This is a genomic window from Microcystis sp. M53603_WE2 (genome assembly GCF_030065435.1).
Genome location: NZ_JASJFF010000203.1, coordinates 1 through 18202, shown reverse-complemented (window position 1 = coordinate 18202; position 18202 = coordinate 1). Strand labels below are relative to the sequence as shown.

The window sequence follows — 18202 nt, the reverse complement described above, 5'->3', positions numbered from 1 at the left end:
TCTTTGGCCATGCGCGCCAGTAATTCTTCCGCTAGGTTAGAGTGTTGAATTTCCCGGCCTCGGAAGGTAATCGTCGCTTTTACCTTATCTCCCGCTTTTAAAAAACGTTGCGCTTGGTTGACTCGCACGTTGTAGTCATGCTCATCGATTTTATAGCGCATTTTAACTTCTTTTATATCGGCTGTATGCTGTTTTTTCTTGGCTTCGCGGGCTTTTTTCTCCTGTTCAAACTTGTATTTGCCATAGTCCATAATCCGGCAAACGGGAGGATTTGCCGTTTCACTGACGAGGACGAGATCAAGTTCCTTTTCTTCGGCCACGCGTAAAGCTTCGGCAGGAGTAATAATTCCTAGTTGAGAGCCGTCGCTATCGATAACGCGGATTTCGGGAAAGCGGATTCTTTCGTTAATTTGGGGGAGATCGCGAGTAGTGCGTCTTTTATCTATCACAGGCGTTCTGGGTTATCTCTATTCTGGTTAATTAATCGGTTGGAGTTTACAAAATGGTTTACTTGCTATTCTACCTACTCGATCGAGTTTCTTGGCCAATTGTTAAGTTTTCTTGCAATGTTAATTTTTAGCCGCCGGTCGTCAGCCGTCGGCCGTCAGCCAGATAAGCTGTTGTGCATGGGCTTTGTTAAACTAAGACCCTATACTCTCAGGAATCGATCGGTAAGGTGCGTTCCCTTTGCGGCAGGTAACGCACCCGACAAAATCGGCGTAACCGCCCTACCTCTGTAAACCAATGTCTAGATTATAGTAGGACAGTATCAGGCGAAAGTTGAGAAGATTTTCCAGTATGGTTAAATATTGCGCTGATGTTTTAATATTACTTATCGCCTAAAACTATGATTACTTATATTAAAATTCATGGCTTTAAATCCTTTCATAATTTTGAAATGGTATTCACGCCGCTTACTGTAGTTGCTGGGGTTAATGCTTCTGGTAAGAGTAATTTATTTGATGCTTTGCAATTGTTGGCGCGGCTGGCAGAAGTGGATCTGAAGACGGCTTTTAGCGAGCAGCGAGGACATCCTAGCGAACTTTTTACCCAATATGATGAGGACGACTACGCCACGGAAATGGAATTTATAGTTGAAATGTTAGTCAATCGCAAGGTAAAAGATAATTGGGGTGGGGAAGTCGATCTTAAATATACAAGATTACGCTATCAATTAAAAATTAAACGAGAGTCTAATATAAGTGGCTTTGAAAACTTGTATATTGTTGATGAACGTTTAGAAAATTTAAAGCACAATGAAGATAATTGGGTAAAAAATTATATTCCCAAGACAGTATTGGAAACTTGGCGACCAAAAGTAACGGGTAGGAGAGCCATTCCTTATATTAAGACTGAAGATATTAATGGTATTGCTACCATTGTTGTACATCAAGATGGTCAACAAGGGAATAAAAAAGTATTTCCCGCAAAAAACGCATCACAAACTGTTTTAAGCAGCATTAATACCATAGATTTTAGACATATATTAGCCGCCAAACAAGAAATGCTGAGTTGGAAGTTTATGCAGCTTAATCCCGAAGATTTGCGAGAACCTACTCGTCAAGATATGGGCATCAGAGATACAATAACAGCAACCGGAAAGAATTTAGCCGCTGCTTTATTTCGCATTAAACAAGATGATGAATATACCCTCACAGCAATTTCCCGTGATCTCAATAATCTGCTACCGAATCTTACAGAAGTTAATGTTTATGACGACAAAGCAAATCGACAATTTATTATCAAGGTAAAAGGTGATGATGGTCGGGAGTTTTCTTCAAGAGTGCTTTCCGAAGGAACCCTACGTTTATTAACATTATGTGTCCTGCAATACGACCGACAACACACAGGATTACTGTGTTTTGAAGAGCCAGAAAATGGCATTCATCCTTTTCGTATTGAAGCAATGGCAAGATTATTAAAAGAGCTAACTGTCGATTTTGAAGATACTGAAATGCCTTTACGCCAAGTAATAGTGAACACTCATTCTCCAGTTCTGGTGAGTCAATTAATTAATTGGCAAGATGATGAAAATGTCAGCATTTGGCTTTCTCAACTTACCACTATAATATCCACTATTGAAGGGAAGCGAATTAAGATGAAAAGCAGTAATTTTCACCCTGTTATCAAAGAGAATAAAAAGCAATTAACCTTTTTTTTATACTAACTATTGATTAGGCGACTTACCATCTCTACCATTCCATATATGTTTAAATTTTTAATCTCTTCCTGAATTTGATCGATTGAACTTTGAGAATCATCACTACAGTAAGCCAATTGAACTTTCTTTCCCTGCGGATCGGTTAATAGGGTGATCCAGTCTTGATCGCTCGACACCTGATAATCTATATAGATGCCTTGTCTATCTTTGGCGGGAGTGAATTTACATGAATAATAGTTATCCTGTTTACGTTTGTCCGATGCTTGTCTAGCCAACAATTTTTCGATTAACAAACAATCGGATTCTTTATGTTGCTCGTCGTGACTATGCTTTATTTTGCCTATTTTGCTTAAATCCGCTTTCCTGTGAGTCTTGGAAACATAAGGATAAAGCTCCGCTTTAAAATTATACGGGATAGGTAAAATAATAAATCCTTTCTCCGCTTCCTCTTCGATCGCCTTTCGAGGAATATCGGCATTATAGGGAGTTAATAGGATAGCTTGTAATTTATATTTGAGTTTACTGGTGACATGATCGGCAATTTCTTGTTTTAAAATATCTCTAAAAGTTGTAATTTGTTCGATACCTGTACTCGTGGAATTTTTATTAGTTCCCTTCATCTCGATAATCGTCAGCAGAAGTAAGTCATTCTGAATAAAAAGAGATAAATAATCAGGTCTTTTCTGCTTTTGATTTCTAACGAGAGGATCCTTCTGACGATCAGTTTTAAATAAAATACAAACGGAATCTTTTTCTGGCTTGGTAATCCGAAAGCTGACACCGCTTTCGGGTGGAGCGATCCGATCGGGTACGGTACAGAAAATAAGCAAATTTTCTAAAAAGTTAAATTTCTGCCAATCGAGTTTATTCTTCTTCTGAGGAACATTCTTCTTCGGTTTCTTGGTTTTGTTGTCCTGCTTCATAAATTGCAAAAAACTTTTGTTGAATATCAACTGATACATCGCTGAGAGTATCCCAACGAATACCGTATTCAGGGTCGTGTAAAGAAAGTAATTGATTATTTTTCATTTCATAGGCGCTAACCTGTTCCATTTTAAGAAAAGCTCGGCTATCTTGCAGATAAAGCAATTTAGCTTGTTCGGCTAAAAGTTCTGGATTTTGGTGATTACCATTAACGATATTGTTAAGATGAGCCATCAAATAGGGGCTATGAGTCGTCAATAAAATTCTAACTCCTAAATTTACTAAAATCGCTAAAGATTCTAACAATTTTACCTGAGATTCTGGATGTAAGTTCATTTCAGGCTCATCGATCACCAGAAAATCCCCCGATTTTGCTCGATAGCGCAAATAGAGTAAAAGCGGGGCTAATTGTTTAATAGACGAGGAAGCATTATAAAGATCGATCTCTAAACTTCTTTTTACCGAAACTTTAATTTCTCTGCCTCCAATTTTAGTCTTTTTAAAGATTGTTTTATTGTTATTTTGAATATACTTTTCAATTTGATCAGCTAATTTTTGAAAATCATTTTTGTTTTTGGCAATGGGATCGGGCTTATTTTCTAGTTCTATGTCAGTTAAAAAATCTAAAAAATCCTCTACTGGTTGAGGATAGCGAATATCTCCCTGTTCTTTCAGTAACTCTAACTGTCTATCTCGATTAATACGTCTATTAATACGTCCTTGTGTCAATAGCTCTCTCTGATTCCCTTTAAGTAGCTTATATCTTCTATTGCCCAGCATTTTATAGGTATTTATAAAAGCGTTTCTTTCGGCGGGTAAAGGAAGTGCGTCGGAAAATGAAAATTTTACAACAGCAGCAACAAAATTAAGAAAAACTATGTCTTTATAATTATTAATTTTATCTTCCTTTTCTTGATAAAATAAAATCTCATTATTGTTCTCGCTTCGCTCGATTTTCTTGATTCCAAGTGAAGCTAATGACCCGCGATATTCAATTGTATCCGCTAAAACTTTTTCTATAGCTGTTTTAATATCATCTTCGGAAATTTCGATACTGAATTTCGTTTTTTCAAAAATCTTGCCGCTAGAATCTTGGAAAAAAGATTGTAGTTTTATCCCGCTAAATTCAGATGCGGACTTTTGAACAATTTCGGATATAACATCATAAAAATGTCGGTCTATTTTTAAAGACCAATGATCGGCTTGATTTGTAAATTCTATTTTTTCTAAAATTTCACTAGAAAAATAAAAGCCGTCAAGCTGATTAATCCATAACCCATAAATCGAGTAGGCGATATAAGTTTTATTAGAATTATTCGGGCCAATAATAACGGTTAGAGGCCGAAGATCCACTTCTGCCTCTTTAATACTACCTAAATTCAAGAGTTTGATTTTCATCATAAAAACGAACACTCCGAATACAGACCCTTATTTTACCCGATTCGTACTCGCTTGCGCCGATTCTTTAGTTTTATCTTCAAACGCGACCTTGATCGAGAAACGAATAGCGATCGCTTTCTGAGAAAAGATCGATCGCCAACCGACAATCCAAAACGCTGTCATTACCTTTCTAAAGCAACAAGCTAGTGGTTAGCTGATCACTGAAAGCTCCTTAAATATCTAACCTTTGGTAGATGCTATTAAGGTGATTTAAGTGCTGCTGGGGATCAAAGCAACTTTCGATCTCGTCGGGGGATAAAATGCCAGTAACTCGCTCATCTTGGCTGATAAAAGCTTTAAAATTGCCGTTATCGGTGTTCCAAGCGCGATGGGCGTTTTCTTGGACGATTTTATAGGCAGATTCCCGGCTAATTCCCTTACTCACTAAAGTTAAAAGAACTCTTTGACTGAAAATCACGCCACCGTAAACATTCATATTTCGCTTCATGTTTTCGGGATACACCAGCAGATTTTTGACTAAATCGGTGATTTCCTTGAGCATAAAGTGGGTCAAAATGCAAACATCCGGCAGCATCACCCGTTCTACGGAACTATGGGAAATATCTCTTTCGTGCCAGAGGGCGATATTTTCTAAGGCGGAAACGCTATGACTACGGATAATTCTCGCCATTCCCGTTAAGCGTTCTGAGCGGATGGGATTACGTTTATGGGGCATAGCGGAGGAGCCTTTTTGTCCTTTGGAAAAGTATTCTTCCACTTCTAGGACATCGGTTCTTTGCAGGTTGCGAATCTCCACGGCAAAACGTTCGATCGAAGCCGCTAATAAGGCTAATTGTTGCACATAATCGGCGTGTCGATCGCGCGATATCACTTGAGTGGCAGCGGTATCCGGTTCTAATCCTAACTTCTGACAGGTTAACGCCTCAATTTTCGGGTCAATATTGGCATAGGTTCCCACTGCACCGGATATTTTACCGATGGCGATGTCTTGGCGCAAGCGAATTAAACGATCGCGTCCCCGTAGCACTTCCGCTAACCATCCCGCTAGTTTAAAGCCAAAGGTGATCGGTTCGGCGTGAATGCCGTGGGAACGTCCCACCATGACTGTATAACGGTGTTCTTGGGCGCGATAACGCAGGGCTTGGATAAAATCTTCTAATTGTTCTAAAATCAGGTTTAAACTGGCGACTAATTGTAAGGACAGGGCGGTATCTAGTACATCAGAACTGGTTAAACCTAAATGAATATAACGCCCCGGCTCGCCCACATATTCGTTAACATTTGTTAAAAAGGCGATGACATCGTGGCGCACTTCTGCTTCTATTTCTAAAATGCGATCAGGATCAAAATTAGCTTTTGCCTTAATTTCTTCTACTGCATCCCCGGGAATATAGCCTAATTCTGCCTGCGCTTCACAGACGGCTATCTCTACCTCTAGCCATGTTTGATATTTATATCTATCCGTCCACAAATTCCCCATCGCAGGGAGAGTATAACGCTCGATCACTATTAATTCTTCCAAGACAACCGTTTAATTGTATCGGATCGGGGCAAGTCCGGGAATAGGCAGGGGGCAGCGGGGAGTTTTGTTTTCCCCACTCCCTTTTTAGCGGTTAGTGTTTTAGGTTCGATCCCCCCTGCCCCCCTTGATAAGGGGGGTGCCGATCCCCCCTGCCCCCCTTGATAAGGGGGGTGCCGATCCCCCCTTAATCCCCCCTTAATAAGGGGGGCATCTGATAATTTTTAACGCCTACCTACTTATCTTGTTTAATTTAGCTTGAATTGAACCCCTAACCCCTTGCTTCAACCCATGCTCGCATTTTACCCGGATTGTTCAATCCGTAGGGATCGACGAGTTGTTTAAATTCTAGTTGTAGCGGATTAATCTGTCTGCTGCCGCCATCTTCCATGATATAAGTGTGAGGATTGGCAATGGCTGCCCCCTGTTGTTCATAGATAGCAATAATCTCATTTAATCGAGTTTCTGTGGTAAATTCTAGCAAGGGAAGACCGGCGGGAATAACTTTACCTTGAAATTTCAAAAATTCTAGGTGCATCATTATTTCCTCCCCAAAATAATTATGGAGTTTCTCTACCGTGGCTAGATTAAAATAAAAAGCTTGTAGATAAGTTATCTTGGGGTTACAACTACGCGCATGGAGAGTGGTATGATTCCAAGTAAATTCTAAGATACTGTTGCCTTTTTGGGTTTCTTCTGGCGTTTTATAGTAAGTAAGTTCACCATTATATTCTTGAATTAAAGACTCTAATGCAACTCGATCGCTGTCCGATACTATTAACAAAACTGCCGCTTTTCCTGTGGGTAAATAATCCTTAAGAGCAGTAAAATAAGCGGGAATTGGCCAAGAGTGAACACTAACCATTTTCTTGACAATGCCATCACTATCACTGAGAGCTTGACCAAATTTAGCGGCGGTGAGAAAATCGGCAAAAGTAACGATAAATTCTGCCCAAGGATAACAGGGAGCGAGGGCTATTTCTAACTCGGTAATAATGCCATTGGTTCCGTAGGCATGATTGACTTTTTCTACCTCATCCCCCCGTAGTTCGATAATTTTTGGTTCCGCTTCTAGGGTGACTAATTGCACTGCTTGCAGATTGCCTCTATCCTTCAATTGTCCATAATTAATTGAACCCATGCCCACACTGCCACCCCCGATAAAACCGCCAATTGTCGCCGTCCGATAGGTAGAGGGAGCCATTCTTAATTCCCAACCGATTGCGCGAGCTTGTTTATCAAAAAATGCCATTTTTACCCCCGCTTCTACCCGGGCTGTACCCGGTTCGATCGAGATAATTTTTGTTAGTTTCGTTGTGTCTAAAATTACTCCGCCCTGCAAGGGAACACATTGACCATAATTACCTGTACCCGCACCTCTAACTGTTAAAGGAATTTGGTATTTAACGCAGGTTTTAGCGATGTCAATAACTTCTTGGCTATTGTGGGGACGAATGACTAAATCAGCCCGTTTATCTTGCAGTTGTGCCTCTAAAATGGGACTAAAATGATAATAATCTAAGGAAAGTTTCGCCACTTGCCCCGGATCGGTGATAATTTCTAGATGGGAAAGCTCTTGAATGAGATTTTGACAATTAGATTTCATGGTTAGGTATTAGTGTAAAATTAGTTTCCTAGTCGAGATGACAATTCAGTTATCAGTTATCAGTTATCAGTTATCATTCATAATTCATAATTCATAATTCCCCCATTTCCCCATCATCTTACACCCTACACCCATCACCCTACACCCTACACCCATCACCCTACACCCTACACCCTACACCCCACACCCTACACCCTACACCCATCACCCCACACCCTACACCCCACACCCCACACCCCACACCCCACACCCTACACCCTACACCCTACACCCCACACCCTACACCCTACACCCCACTTCCCCACACCCCATCACCCCAATCAGCGATCGCCCCATCAGGAAAAATTAAAAACCGACCGCCTAGGCGATCGGTTTTACTAAGAACTATAAACTTTTATTAACTTTGTTTGCTGAGAAACTGTTGAGCTTGTCTAATAGCGGCAGCGCCGATATTGAAGAAAGCCCAGCCACCAGCAATAAGCAAAGGGGTTAAAACGATCAACACTCTCCAGTCCATAGATTTCCTTCTCCTCGGTCAGTGCTTAAAAGATTGTTACTTGATTCTCATTTTATATTTATACCCTAAACCGCCCCTTTTGGGAATCCAGTATCAGTACCTTTTCCCCCATGAACGAGGGCAAGTTTAGCATAGCGCTCGGCGTGTTCGATCAACTCTTGAGCCTCCTGTGGCGACACTTCCCGGACGCGTTTAGCGGGAATACCCACCACTAAAGATCGCGGTGGTATATCTTTTGTCACAATACTACCCGCCCCGACAATACTACCCGCCCCGACGCGCACACCATCGAGAATCACTGCCCCAATGCCGATTAAACAACCGCGTTCAATATGGGCTGCGTGAATTACCGCCCGATGCCCGATGGTAACGTAATCTTCAAGGATAGTAATTTTGCCCGGATCTCCGTGTAGGATCGCCCCATCTTGGATATTAGTATAGGCCCCAATTTCGATGCGTTCCACGTCGGCACGCAATACCGCCCCATACCAAACACTCACCCCCACAGCTAGGGAAATATCGCCCATTACCGTGGCATTAGGGGCAATAAAAGCCGCTTGACTGACATCGACAAGGGGCCAGAAATTAGAAGTTGATCTTAAGTTATCTAAAGACATGGAAGGATCTGCACTAAAGTCGGAAGAGAATACCCGTCCAATTTGGTTGGGTATAATATGGATAGGCTTATTGGTACAAAGATAACAATTTTTAGTTTAGGTTCTTCCATGATCAATGCAAGTTTACAATACCCTGTTTTTGGCCCCGATATCCATTGTCCTCACTGTCGGCAGCTAATCCCCGCCCTTACTTTGACGGATACCTATTTGTGTCCGCGTCATGGAGCTTTTGAAGCCGATCCCAAAACGGGTGAGTTGGTTCACTTGCAGTCAGGACGGCATTGGCGACTCTGGAATGGTGAGTGGTATCGTCAACACACTCACCCCGATGGTATTCGTTTTGAGATTCACGAAGCACTTGATCGCCTCTATACCCAAGGATTTAAAGCGACTAAAGTGATTATTGCCAACCGTTATCGCGATTTAGTTAGTTCCTACCTAGAACGTAACACTACTTGGCGCGGTAATGAACCGGGTGAAGCCACTATTCCCCGTCTCTACGGTTTACCAGTAGAATTTAGCCCCAATGCCCCCGATGAACCCTGTTGGGATGTAATTAATTTTGATCTGGAAAAAGAACCGGGGGTTCCCAAACGTTATCCCTATTTTCGTCTTTTTGATTAATCAATAGCCATCGGGAGTCAGGAGACAGAAGACAGGAGACAGGAGACAGGAGACAGGAGGCAGGAGATTATTTTTATTTACTCTCCCCGCTTCCCCGCTTCCCCACTTCCCCACTTCCCCACTTCCCCGCTTCCCCACTTCCCCACTTCCCCACTTCCCCACTTCCCCACTTCCCCACTTCATAATTCTTTCTCCTGAAAATGCACCATGCTTCTATCCGCACCGCTAATATCCATCGGGCGATCGCTTTTTACCAACTTCTCGGTTTTACCCTAGAGGAAAGATTCACCACGGGTTATACTTTGGCCTGTTGGCTAACGGGGTTAAACGGACGCATCGAATTAATCCAAATTCCTCAACCGAAACCCGCCCCCGATGCCTTTAGCGATCAGCATTATGTCGGTTATTATCACTTGTCTTTTGACCTAACAGAAAATGTCAGCAATTTACCAGAATGGTTAGAAAAATTAACAAATAACTTTCAGCAAGCTCATCAAGAGGATGCCGGTTTATATCAACCTTTAAAAATTCTTTTGCCACCCCAACAACAGATGATCGGCGATCACGTCTATGAAGTCACCTTTATTGCCGACACAGACGGTTTACCCCTGGAATTTATCCGTCGTTTAACGCCGAAATCAGCGATCCAGGTCTCCATAACCGAGATGGAGGCGACAGTGCCGGCAAAAACTCCCTAGCTATACCGGTCTCCTCCAGATGATCTACATAAAAACTTAAGAATGATCCCCGTCTGGTGATAGACTTTTGACTGTTAAGGAAACAAACTCACTAGATAAATCATAGATCAGCTGTAGGGAGGATCATCGAGTGGAAAGTACGCTAGGGTTAGAAATTATCGAAGTAGTCGAACAGGCTGCCATTGCTTCCTCCAAGTGGATGGGTAAAGGCGAAAAAAATATCGCTGATCACGTCGCTGTGGAAGCGATGCGCGAACGGATGAATAAAATCCATATGCGCGGTCGCATCGTTATTGGAGAAGGGGAAAGAGACGAGGCTCCTATGCTTTATATTGGCGAAGAAGTGGGTATCTGTACCCAAGTTGATGCCAAACAATATTGTAATCCCGACGAATTAGTCGAAATCGATATCGCCGTCGATCCCTGCGAAGGCACTAACTTGGTCGCCTACGGTCAAAATGGTTCTATGGCCGTGTTAGCTATCTCCGAAAAAGGTGGGTTATTCGCCGCTCCTGACTTTTATATGAAAAAATTAGCCGCTCCCCCAGCAGCTAAAGGTCATGTGGATATTAATAAATCGGCGACGGAAAACCTGAAAGTCCTTTCCGATTGTCTCAATCGTTCGATCGAAGAACTGGTGGTAGTAGTTATGGATCGTCCCCGTCACAAGGAATTAATCCAAGAAATCCGCAACGCTGGGGCCAGAGTTCGTCTGATCAGCGATGGTGACGTATCGGCCGCTATTTCCTGCGCTTTTTCGGGAACTAATATTCATGCTCTCATGGGTATCGGTGCCGCTCCGGAAGGGGTAATCTCGGCGGCGGCTATGCGTTGTCTGGGGGGTCACTTCCAGGGACAATTAATCTATGATCCCGAAGTGGTCAAAACCGGTTTAATCGGCGAAAGTCGCGAGGGTAATATCGCTCGTCTGCAAGAAATGGGCATCACCAATCCCGATCGCGTTTACGGTTGCGAAGAATTAGCCAGTGGCGAAACCGTCCTCTTTGCCGCCTGTGGGATCACCCCCGGCACCCTGATGGAAGGGGTACGCTTCTTCCATGGTGGCGCTCGTACCCAAAGCTTGGTTATCTCCACCCAATCGAAAACCGCTCGCTTTGTTGATACCGTTCACCTGTTCGACCGACCCAAATACATTCAACTGAGATAATTCCCTGACCCGGTGGGGTGGGCATGGCTCACCTCGCCCCCATTGGTAAAAATATATAAAGTTTTTTTTCAAACATCTTTTATTTGCATCCCGATTGGGACTAAATTGCAACAATTAGAGACATAACGCACTGATCTTTATCAATAATTTTTGTAGCCTGAGCAACATTTGTAGGAGAACATAAATGAATATTGCTGTAGTGGGCTTGAGTCACAAGACAGCCCCTGTGGAAATTCGCGAAAAATTGAGTATCCCGGAAGCGAAAATCGAGTCCGCTCTTACCCACCTCAAGGGTTATCCCCACATCCAAGAGGTGGCTATTATCAGTACCTGTAACCGTTTGGAGATCTACGCCGTGGTTACGGATACGGAAAAGGGCGTGGTGGAAATTACCCAGTTTCTCGCTGAAATCGGGCATATTCCCCTTAATGTCCTGCGTCGTTACCTGTTTACCCTGCTGCATCAGGATGCTGTCCGTCATCTGCTGCGGGTGTCGGCCGGTTTAGAAAGTCTTGTCCTCGGTGAAGGGCAAATTCTCGCGCAAGTTAAAAATACCCATAAATTAGCCCAGAAGTACAATACTATTAGCCAGTTACTCGATCGCCTGTTTAAACAAGCCATGACTGCCGGTAAACGCGTTCGCACGGAAACCAGCATCGGCACGGGAGCCGTATCGATCAGTTCGGCGGCGGTGGAGTTAGCCCATGCTAAGGTGGCAGACCTCAGCAGCAAGAAAATCGCTATTATCGGGGCAGGGAAAATGTCCCGATTATTAGTTACTCACCTTCTGGCTAAGGGTTCTCAGCAAATTGCGATCGTCAATCGCTCCCAAAGACGGGCCCAGGAGTTGGCCCGTGAATTTCCTCACCTACCGCTGCAACTATATGGCTTAGAAGAGATGATGACTACCGTAGCGGCATCGGATATCGTCTTTACCAGTACCGGAGCCACGGAACCAATTTTAACTAAAACTTTATTGACAGAAGTGACGATTTCTGCTAACTCGCTGATGTTAATCGATATTTCTGTTCCCCGCAACGTCCATACCGACGTGAAGGAATTGGCACAAGTGCAAGCTTTTAACGTCGATGATCTCAAAGCGGTGGTTGCCGCCAATCAGGAAAGTCGCCGTCAGATGGCCAGGGAAGCAGAGGCACTCCTAGAGCAGGAAGTGGAAGCTTTCGAGCTTTGGTGGCGTTCTTTGGACACTGTACCGACAATTAGCTGTTTAAGAAGCAAAATTGAAGATATTCGCGAACAGGAATTAGAAAAGGCCCTCTCCCGTTTGGGGACGGAATTCGCCGAAAAACACCAAGAAGTTATCGAAGCAATGACCCGCGGTATCGTTAATAAAATCCTTCACGAACCCATGGTACAACTGCGCGCCCAACAGGATATCGAAGCGCGTAAGCGCTGTTTACAATCCCTGCAAATGCTCTTTAACCTCAGTGTCGGAGAAGAATATAGTTAGGGACTGGTAATCCACAAAAATTAAGGGCGATTCTATGGGTCTGTTAAGGTGATTTTGAGGGATTGGGAGCGAATAATTTGGCAGCATTCCCCTATCCACAATTTCAAGATTGACAGACCAATAGACTTTTGGCTGTGGAAATGCGGTAATTATGCCCAAATTGAGGGGGTGTTTAACTGATGGAAGTGGGATAGAGGAGGGTGTGGGACCGCAGGGAGCGGTATAATTGATAGTTAGGTGTACCGGGAAGGAGTTCTGTGGTATTGATTCATAACTGCTACTAGATGACCAGATGGCAACGTTCCTTACTGATTCTGCTGATATAGCCAGAGTCTACTACTCTTCAAGATTGAACTTGAAACAGCGTAGTCAGTTGGGTCAGTTCTTGACCCCCGCAACTGTTGCGCGTTTCATGGCAGGACAATTCAACAACCTGTCTGGTCATATTCACCTTCTAGATGCTGGGGCTGGAATTGGAACTTTAACTGCTGCTGTAGTAGAGCGGTTACTGGCAAACCCCGATCAGGTTAGTAGTTGCAGCATTACAGCATATGAAGTCGAACCAGTCTTCTTCCCCTCGCTAAATCAAACCCTCACAGAATGCTGTGCCGCTTTGAACGGAAAAGGAATTCAAGCAGATTATTGCTTGCGGGGGGAGAATTTCATCAAAGCTAGTAGTGAAATGAACTTGCCACTCTTTAAGAAGGTAGTTCCAGGCTTTACTCATGCGATTCTGAATCCACCTTATAAGAAGATTCACAGCCAATCAGCAGAAAAGAAAGTTCTTGCAAGTATTGGGATTGATACTGTAAATCTCTACAGCGCATTTGTTTGGCTTGCCATCGTACAACTTATAGACGATGGCGAAGTGGTTGCGATTACGCCGAGAAGTTTTTGCAATGGCAAGTATTTTCGCCCTTTCCGAAAAGCCTTCCTAGAATATATGAAACTAGATAAAATCCATATATTTGAGAGTAGATCAGCAACCTTCTCAGAAGATGAGGTATTACAGGAAAATATTATTTTTCACGCCCTAAGATCTAAACAAAAACCTAGCACTGTAAAAATAACCAGTAATTCTGAGATGGCATTAGACGAGATTTCAGAATCTAGATATACCCCCTATGACGAAGTGATTGAGCCGAATGATTCTGAACAGTTTATTCATATTGTTACAAATTCTCTCAAGAATTCCTTGAGAGTTCAAATGAATAAAATGCCCTGTACATTGGATGAGATAGGCTTAGAAGTTTCCACTGGTCCAGTTGTTGATTTTCGCCTGAAATCGTCTTTAAGAAACCATTTGAGTGATAGAACTGTTCCCCTACTTTATCCAGAATCTGTAAAAGTAAGGAAAGTAGTGTTTCCTCCTGATAATCCCCGCAAGCCCATTGCGGTAGAAAAAAATAACGAAACAGAAAAATGGTTAATTGAGCCTGGCTGGTATGTTTTGACAAAACGTTTTTCATCCAAAGAAGAAAAGCGTCGTGTTGTTGCTGCTGTGTGTTCTCCTATTGGTTCAAAATCTCTAGGTGTCGAAAATCATCTTAATTATTATCATGCTAAAGGCAGAGGAATGCCTCCTGATGTAGCTAAAGGGTTAGCCGCATTTCTTAATTCAACTTTATTTGATAGCTACTTTCGTCAATTTAGTGGAAATACACAAGTCAATGCTACCGACCTTCGTAGGGTTAAGTATCCATGTAAAAATGACTTAATCCAAATAGGAGTTCAAGTTGGGGACAATGACTTAAACCAAGAAGAAATCGATCAAGTTGTACATGAAGTTCTATCAATTATGGATGAAGCAAGTGCCGCAGTTCAAGCAAACAAACGAATCGAAGAAGCACTGACAATTCTCAAGGCTATCTCTGCTCCTAGAGCGCAACAGAATGAAAGGTCTGCACTATGCTTACTTGCGTTAGCAGATATTCAACCTGATAAACCCTGGAGCCAAGCTACTGCACCAAAACGCGGAATTACAGAAATGATGGATTGGTTCCGTGATCATTACGGAAAACAATATGCACCAAACACACGCGAAACTGTTCGAAAACAGACAATGCATCAATTTGTGCAGATGGGACTGGTGGTTCAGAATCCAGACAAACCAGACCGACCAATTAATAGCCCTAGGTGGTGCTACCAACTTGATCGGCAAGCGTTATCACTGCTTCAAGTTTATGGCTCTGAGCAGTGGGAAGAAGCTCGTAGAAATTATGCGGTTTCAGTGACTAATTGGTTGCAAGCCAGGAATCGAAATCTGCCCATGATTCCTATAACCTTACCCGATGGTCGGGCGATTCAGCTTTCATCAGGTGGGCAAAATATTTTAATTAAAGACATCTTAGAAAGCTTTTGTCCAAGATTTACGCCAGGGGGCGTAGTTCTATATATTGGCGATGCTGGTGATAAATTTATAATCAACGAAACACAAAAATTCCGAGAAATGGGGATTGAATTAGATCCTCACGGGAAAATGCCTGATCTTGTTATCTATCATAGATACCAAGATTGGCTTGTCCTTATAGAAGCGGTGACGAGTCATGGTCCAGTGAATTTGAAACGCCACAATGAACTAAAGCAACTTTTTCAATTAAGCTGTAAGGGTCTTGTCTTTGTTACTGCTTTTCCCAGTCGTAGGGAAATGACTCGTTATCTTGCTGAAATTTCCTGGGAAACAGAAGTTTGGGTAGCTGATCAGCCCGATCACATGATTCACTTCAATGGAGAGAGATTCCTAGGTCCATATTAGAACCCAGAAAAGCGTTCTTAAAGATATCAGTTGTGAAAGTACACCTAACTTCACCGTTAGGTGGCTTAGGTTTTCTGGCTCTTCGGTTTGTGTTATGCAATGGACGGGGGTTATAAGGGATGGAACCCTTATATAGAAAGGCATTTAGCGATTTTTGTCAATTGTTTTTGATCTAGAGCGAACTAATCAATTAAGTCTCTTACCAGATAAGGATTTAGTCGATTTATGTCCCCCTATCGAACCATACCAAGTAACGAAGAACCGGATTTACTATGGCTGCAACCCATGACTACTTAGCCTGGAACCGAACTCGGTGGCAAGCCTTAAATGATTTGATGGAACAGGGAGTTACTCCTGAATATATCGATGGGGGATACGAATTTAATGGCTGGTATTTAAACGATATAAAATATGAGCCGCAGCGGGGTAAAAGTTACTGGTGGGTAAATCGTGATGACTACATGATTTCCTCTGGATTGCTCAAAGGTTATCAAGAAGTCAAACGCTATCCTTTTACAAGATGGCTGCTTTTAAAGCAAGATAATGTTTTTGTTCTCCATAGGATTGCTGAAGATAAAACTAATGGGACTTAAACGCTCAAACGATCAAATCGAGTACAATCGTTATAGAGTCAATACTTAACGTTGAGAGAGCGGCTATGAAATAGACAACCCCAGCCGCGATACCTCTCTGGCTTTGACCAATGGTGTGGGCGTTTTGACAATTGAGAAGAAAATCATCTCCATTCCTGTCCATTTTGGTCAAAATAATCAATGATCCTGAATCTTGGTGATTAAAAAAGCGTTAATTGCTTTTTTATCACTGTTCTCTGCTTGAGAGAGAAAAAAACCTTAACCGAGTAGTATTGACTCCCCCCTCATCACCCCAGCAATTTGTCGGTCTAACTGTTCTAAATTTTCCGCTGGTTCAAGGCAGCATAACCCTTGACAAATTAACCCAAATGTGCTAGAGGGCAAACTGGCATCGACTCGATACACCGCAGTGGGCAAATAGCGACTTAACAGCGACTCGATCGAGCTTTCCGGGGCGCGCAGACAGAAACCGTGACGATAGTGATCGAGGGCAACAAATAAACTGGGGCAAGCGGTGGGGGACTCTTCTAGGATGGTACTAAAAGATTGCAAGGCCTTTTCGGCCCGATCGAGATATTCTAGATTTTCCGTCAATCGCGACAGACGCAATAAATTAGCGATCGCAATTCCGTTGGCCGAAGGGGTGGCATTATCCGTATAACCCCGTTCTCGCACGATCAGATCGAGACTATGATCAGAAGCAGTATTAAAATATCCCCCCTCATCCTCGGCCCAAAACCAGCGATCAAATTCCCCCTGTAAATCGATAGCCGCCTCTAACCAGCCAGTTTCTTGGGGATTAGCGGTTTGCAAGTCCAGCAAAGCCTTAATAAAATAGGCAAAATCCTCCGATTGGGCCAAAACCGAGGCCTGACCCTGATAATTCAAGCGCTGAAAACGTCCATCTAACCACTGATGCTTGAGAATAAACTCGGCCGCTTGAGTAGCCATTTGCCAGTACAAAGGTTCGCTAAAGACGGCAAAGGCCCGGGCTAAACCAGAAATCATCAAACTATTCCAAGCGACAATCATTTTCGTATCCGTTACCGCCGGAATGCGTCCCGGCCAAGAGACAGTTTTCGCCTCCTGATTGTCTCTGGCCGGGGGAAAAAGAGCTAATTGGGCTTGAGAACTGCCATAACGCCGAATAAATAACTTATCGAGCATATTTTCTATCTCCTCCCCTAATTCTCCCCCTTGCCGACGTTGCAGGACATTACGACCCTCAAAATTCCCCTCGGCAGTGACGGTAAAATTAGCCTGCAGCAGCCCCAATTCCTCGGTCGAGAGATAATCCCTTAACGACCGATCCGACCAGACATAAAAGGCCCCTTCCTCCGGCTCCCCATCCGTGGCCTTCTCAAAACTATCGGCATCTTGGGCCGCATAAAAATAACCTTCTGGGGCGGTCATTTCCCGTTTTAGCCAGTTAACCGTGCCTTTAATCCCTCTCTCAAAGGCCGCCTCTCGATCACCCGCACTCCACAAATTGGCTAAATATTCGACAATTTGCCCGTTATCGTAGAGCATTTTTTCAAAATGGGGAACTGTCCACGTCGAATCCACCGTATAACGATGGAATCCTCCCCCCACATGGTCATAGATTCCCCCCAGGGCCAGATCTTCCCCCCGTTGATAGGCCGCTTGCCGGAGGGAATCGTCAAAATCGTCACCAAAGCGACTACCCTGCAAAGCCAGATGAGAATATGGAATCATCGGAAAACTGGGCCGACCGTAATTATTGGGATTAACCCGAATCACCGCCGTATTTGTCTCGATTCCTGTGGCTAAAAGGTAAGGAGCGGCTAAATTGGTCTCTGCTCGGGGTAAAATAGCTGATTGACGCAGTGCGCCCAGCATTTCGGCCGTAAATTTGCTTAATTTCTCCTTTTCCTCGTCATAATAACGACGTACCGATTGCAACACTTGCAGAAAACCGGGCCGGTTAAAGCGCGGTTGCACGGGAAAATAGGTGCCACCATAGAAGGGAATTAAACTATCCGGTGTTAGGAAGACATTCAGAGGCCAACCCCCTTGACCGACCATCATCTGCAATGCTTGCATATAGATACTATCGATGTCCGGTCTTTCCTCGCGATCAACTTTGATCGGCAAAAAATACTGATTGAGATAATCGGCAATGGCTCG

At 43.3% G+C, this 18202-nt stretch carries 18 protein-coding genes; 8 read left to right on the top strand and 10 right to left on the bottom strand.

The annotated features are described in order from the left end of the window. A partial coding sequence (infC, locus tag PX481_RS04420; protein WP_288093782.1) for a translation initiation factor IF-3 occupies positions 1-449 on the bottom strand: 449 nt, incomplete at its 3' end. Between the two features lie 398 nt (positions 450-847). Here infC and PX481_RS04415 point away from each other — a divergent pair. Next, complete coding sequence (locus PX481_RS04415) at positions 848-2167, top strand: AAA family ATPase (RefSeq protein WP_288093781.1); 1320 nt, start codon at positions 848-850, stop codon at positions 2165-2167. On the opposite strand, the gene PX481_RS04410 is transcribed toward PX481_RS04415, so the two are convergent. The 7 genes from PX481_RS04410 to PX481_RS04380 form a co-directional block, all read right to left on the bottom strand. After that, positions 2164-3084, bottom strand: a complete 921-nt coding sequence (locus PX481_RS04410) for a hypothetical protein (RefSeq protein ID WP_288093780.1) — start codon at positions 3082-3084, stop codon at positions 2164-2166. The genes PX481_RS04415 and PX481_RS04410 overlap by 4 nt on opposite strands. Beyond that, positions 3026-4486 (bottom strand): AAA family ATPase, encoded by a 1461-nt coding sequence (locus PX481_RS04405; protein ID WP_008206637.1) that lies wholly within the window; start codon positions 4484-4486, stop codon positions 3026-3028. Before PX481_RS04405 ends, PX481_RS04410 begins: the two co-directional genes overlap by 59 nt. A 27-nt stretch (positions 4487-4513) precedes the next feature. Beyond that, the gene (locus tag PX481_RS04400; protein WP_256378293.1) at positions 4514-4648 is read right to left on the bottom strand and encodes a hypothetical protein; all 135 of its coding nucleotides are present in this window, start codon (positions 4646-4648) and stop codon (positions 4514-4516) included. Positions 4649-4697: 49 nt separating this feature from the next. Beyond that, a complete protein-coding gene (gene purB, locus PX481_RS04395; protein WP_002757956.1) occupies positions 4698-5993 on the bottom strand; it encodes an adenylosuccinate lyase in 1296 nt (431 codons plus the stop codon). 283 nt (positions 5994-6276) lie between these two features. Further along, positions 6277-7611: an FAD-binding oxidoreductase gene (locus PX481_RS04390; protein ID WP_288093779.1), complete on the bottom strand. Its 1335-nt coding sequence runs from the start codon at positions 7609-7611 to the stop codon at positions 6277-6279. Between the two features lie 397 nt (positions 7612-8008). Continuing rightward, positions 8009-8128 carry a photosystem II protein Y gene (locus PX481_RS04385; RefSeq protein ID WP_002737284.1) on the bottom strand — a complete coding sequence of 40 codons (120 nt, stop codon included), beginning with the start codon at positions 8126-8128 and terminating at the stop codon, positions 8009-8011. Positions 8129-8193: 65 nt separating this feature from the next. Further along, positions 8194-8745 carry a gamma carbonic anhydrase family protein gene (locus PX481_RS04380; RefSeq protein ID WP_002786047.1) on the bottom strand — a complete coding sequence of 184 codons (552 nt, stop codon included), beginning with the start codon at positions 8743-8745 and terminating at the stop codon, positions 8194-8196. Positions 8746-8853: 108 nt separating this feature from the next. Between PX481_RS04380 and PX481_RS04375 the strand changes: the two genes are divergently transcribed. Beyond that, the gene (locus PX481_RS04375; protein ID WP_043998928.1) at positions 8854-9369 is read left to right on the top strand and encodes a TIGR02652 family protein; all 516 of its coding nucleotides are present in this window, start codon (positions 8854-8856) and stop codon (positions 9367-9369) included. On the opposite strand, the gene PX481_RS04370 is transcribed toward PX481_RS04375, so the two are convergent. Continuing rightward, complete coding sequence (locus tag PX481_RS04370; protein ID WP_288093778.1) at positions 9370-9552, bottom strand: hypothetical protein; 183 nt, start codon at positions 9550-9552, stop codon at positions 9370-9372. A 17-nt stretch (positions 9553-9569) separates the two neighbouring features. Between PX481_RS04370 and PX481_RS04365 the strand changes: the two genes are divergently transcribed. The 6 genes from PX481_RS04365 (at position 9570) to PX481_RS04340 (ending at position 16054) form a co-directional block, all read left to right on the top strand. After that, entirely contained in the window at positions 9570-10067 is a 498-nt protein-coding gene (locus tag PX481_RS04365; protein WP_043998929.1) for a VOC family protein, read from the top strand. 130 nt (positions 10068-10197) lie between these two features. Then, on the top strand, positions 10198-11235 hold the full coding sequence (glpX, locus tag PX481_RS04360; RefSeq protein WP_288093777.1) for a class II fructose-bisphosphatase: 1038 nt from the start codon (positions 10198-10200) through the stop codon (positions 11233-11235). Between the two features lie 184 nt (positions 11236-11419). Continuing rightward, complete coding sequence (locus PX481_RS04355) at positions 11420-12706, top strand: glutamyl-tRNA reductase (RefSeq protein ID WP_002798508.1); 1287 nt, start codon at positions 11420-11422, stop codon at positions 12704-12706. Positions 12707-13061: 355 nt separating this feature from the next. Continuing rightward, a complete protein-coding gene (locus tag PX481_RS04350; RefSeq protein WP_223212968.1) occupies positions 13062-15461 on the top strand; it encodes a BsuBI/PstI family type II restriction endonuclease in 2400 nt (799 codons plus the stop codon). Positions 15462-15615: 154 nt separating this feature from the next. Then, on the top strand, positions 15616-15750 hold the full coding sequence (locus tag PX481_RS04345) for a hypothetical protein (RefSeq protein ID WP_288093776.1): 135 nt from the start codon (positions 15616-15618) through the stop codon (positions 15748-15750). Beyond that, complete coding sequence (locus PX481_RS04340; protein WP_288093775.1) at positions 15734-16054, top strand: hypothetical protein; 321 nt, start codon at positions 15734-15736, stop codon at positions 16052-16054. The genes PX481_RS04345 and PX481_RS04340 overlap by 17 nt, the downstream gene beginning before the upstream one ends. Before the next feature lie 258 nt (positions 16055-16312). On the opposite strand, the gene PX481_RS04335 is transcribed toward PX481_RS04340, so the two are convergent. Then, positions 16313-18202: thioredoxin domain-containing protein (locus PX481_RS04335; protein ID WP_288093774.1), on the bottom strand; the 1890-nt coding region annotated here is incomplete at its 5' end.

Excerpts from the sequence above, each read along its gene's own strand:
- PX481_RS04415 (WP_288093781.1), top strand. The coding sequence starts at position 848 with ATGATTACTTATATTAAAATTCATGGCTTTAAATCCTTTCATAATTTT.
- PX481_RS04410 (WP_288093780.1), bottom strand. The coding sequence starts at position 3,084 with ATGAAGCAGGACAACAAAACCAAGAAACCGAAGAAGAATGTTCCTCAG.
- PX481_RS04405 (WP_008206637.1), bottom strand. The coding sequence starts at position 4,486 with ATGATGAAAATCAAACTCTTGAATTTAGGTAGTATTAAAGAGGCAGAA.
- PX481_RS04400 (WP_256378293.1), bottom strand. The coding sequence starts at position 4,648 with ATGACAGCGTTTTGGATTGTCGGTTGGCGATCGATCTTTTCTCAGAAA.
- PX481_RS04390 (WP_288093779.1), bottom strand. The coding sequence starts at position 7,611 with ATGAAATCTAATTGTCAAAATCTCATTCAAGAGCTTTCCCATCTAGAA.
- PX481_RS04385 (WP_002737284.1), bottom strand. The coding sequence starts at position 8,128 with ATGGACTGGAGAGTGTTGATCGTTTTAACCCCTTTGCTTATTGCTGGT.
- PX481_RS04380 (WP_002786047.1), bottom strand. The coding sequence starts at position 8,745 with ATGTCTTTAGATAACTTAAGATCAACTTCTAATTTCTGGCCCCTTGTC.
- PX481_RS04375 (WP_043998928.1), top strand. The coding sequence starts at position 8,854 with ATGATCAATGCAAGTTTACAATACCCTGTTTTTGGCCCCGATATCCAT.
- PX481_RS04370 (WP_288093778.1), bottom strand. The coding sequence starts at position 9,552 with ATGAAGTGGGGAAGTGGGGAAGTGGGGAAGTGGGGAAGTGGGGAAGTG.
- PX481_RS04365 (WP_043998929.1), top strand. The coding sequence starts at position 9,570 with ATGCACCATGCTTCTATCCGCACCGCTAATATCCATCGGGCGATCGCT.
- PX481_RS04355 (WP_002798508.1), top strand. The coding sequence starts at position 11,420 with ATGAATATTGCTGTAGTGGGCTTGAGTCACAAGACAGCCCCTGTGGAA.
- PX481_RS04340 (WP_288093775.1), top strand. The coding sequence starts at position 15,734 with ATGGCTGCAACCCATGACTACTTAGCCTGGAACCGAACTCGGTGGCAA.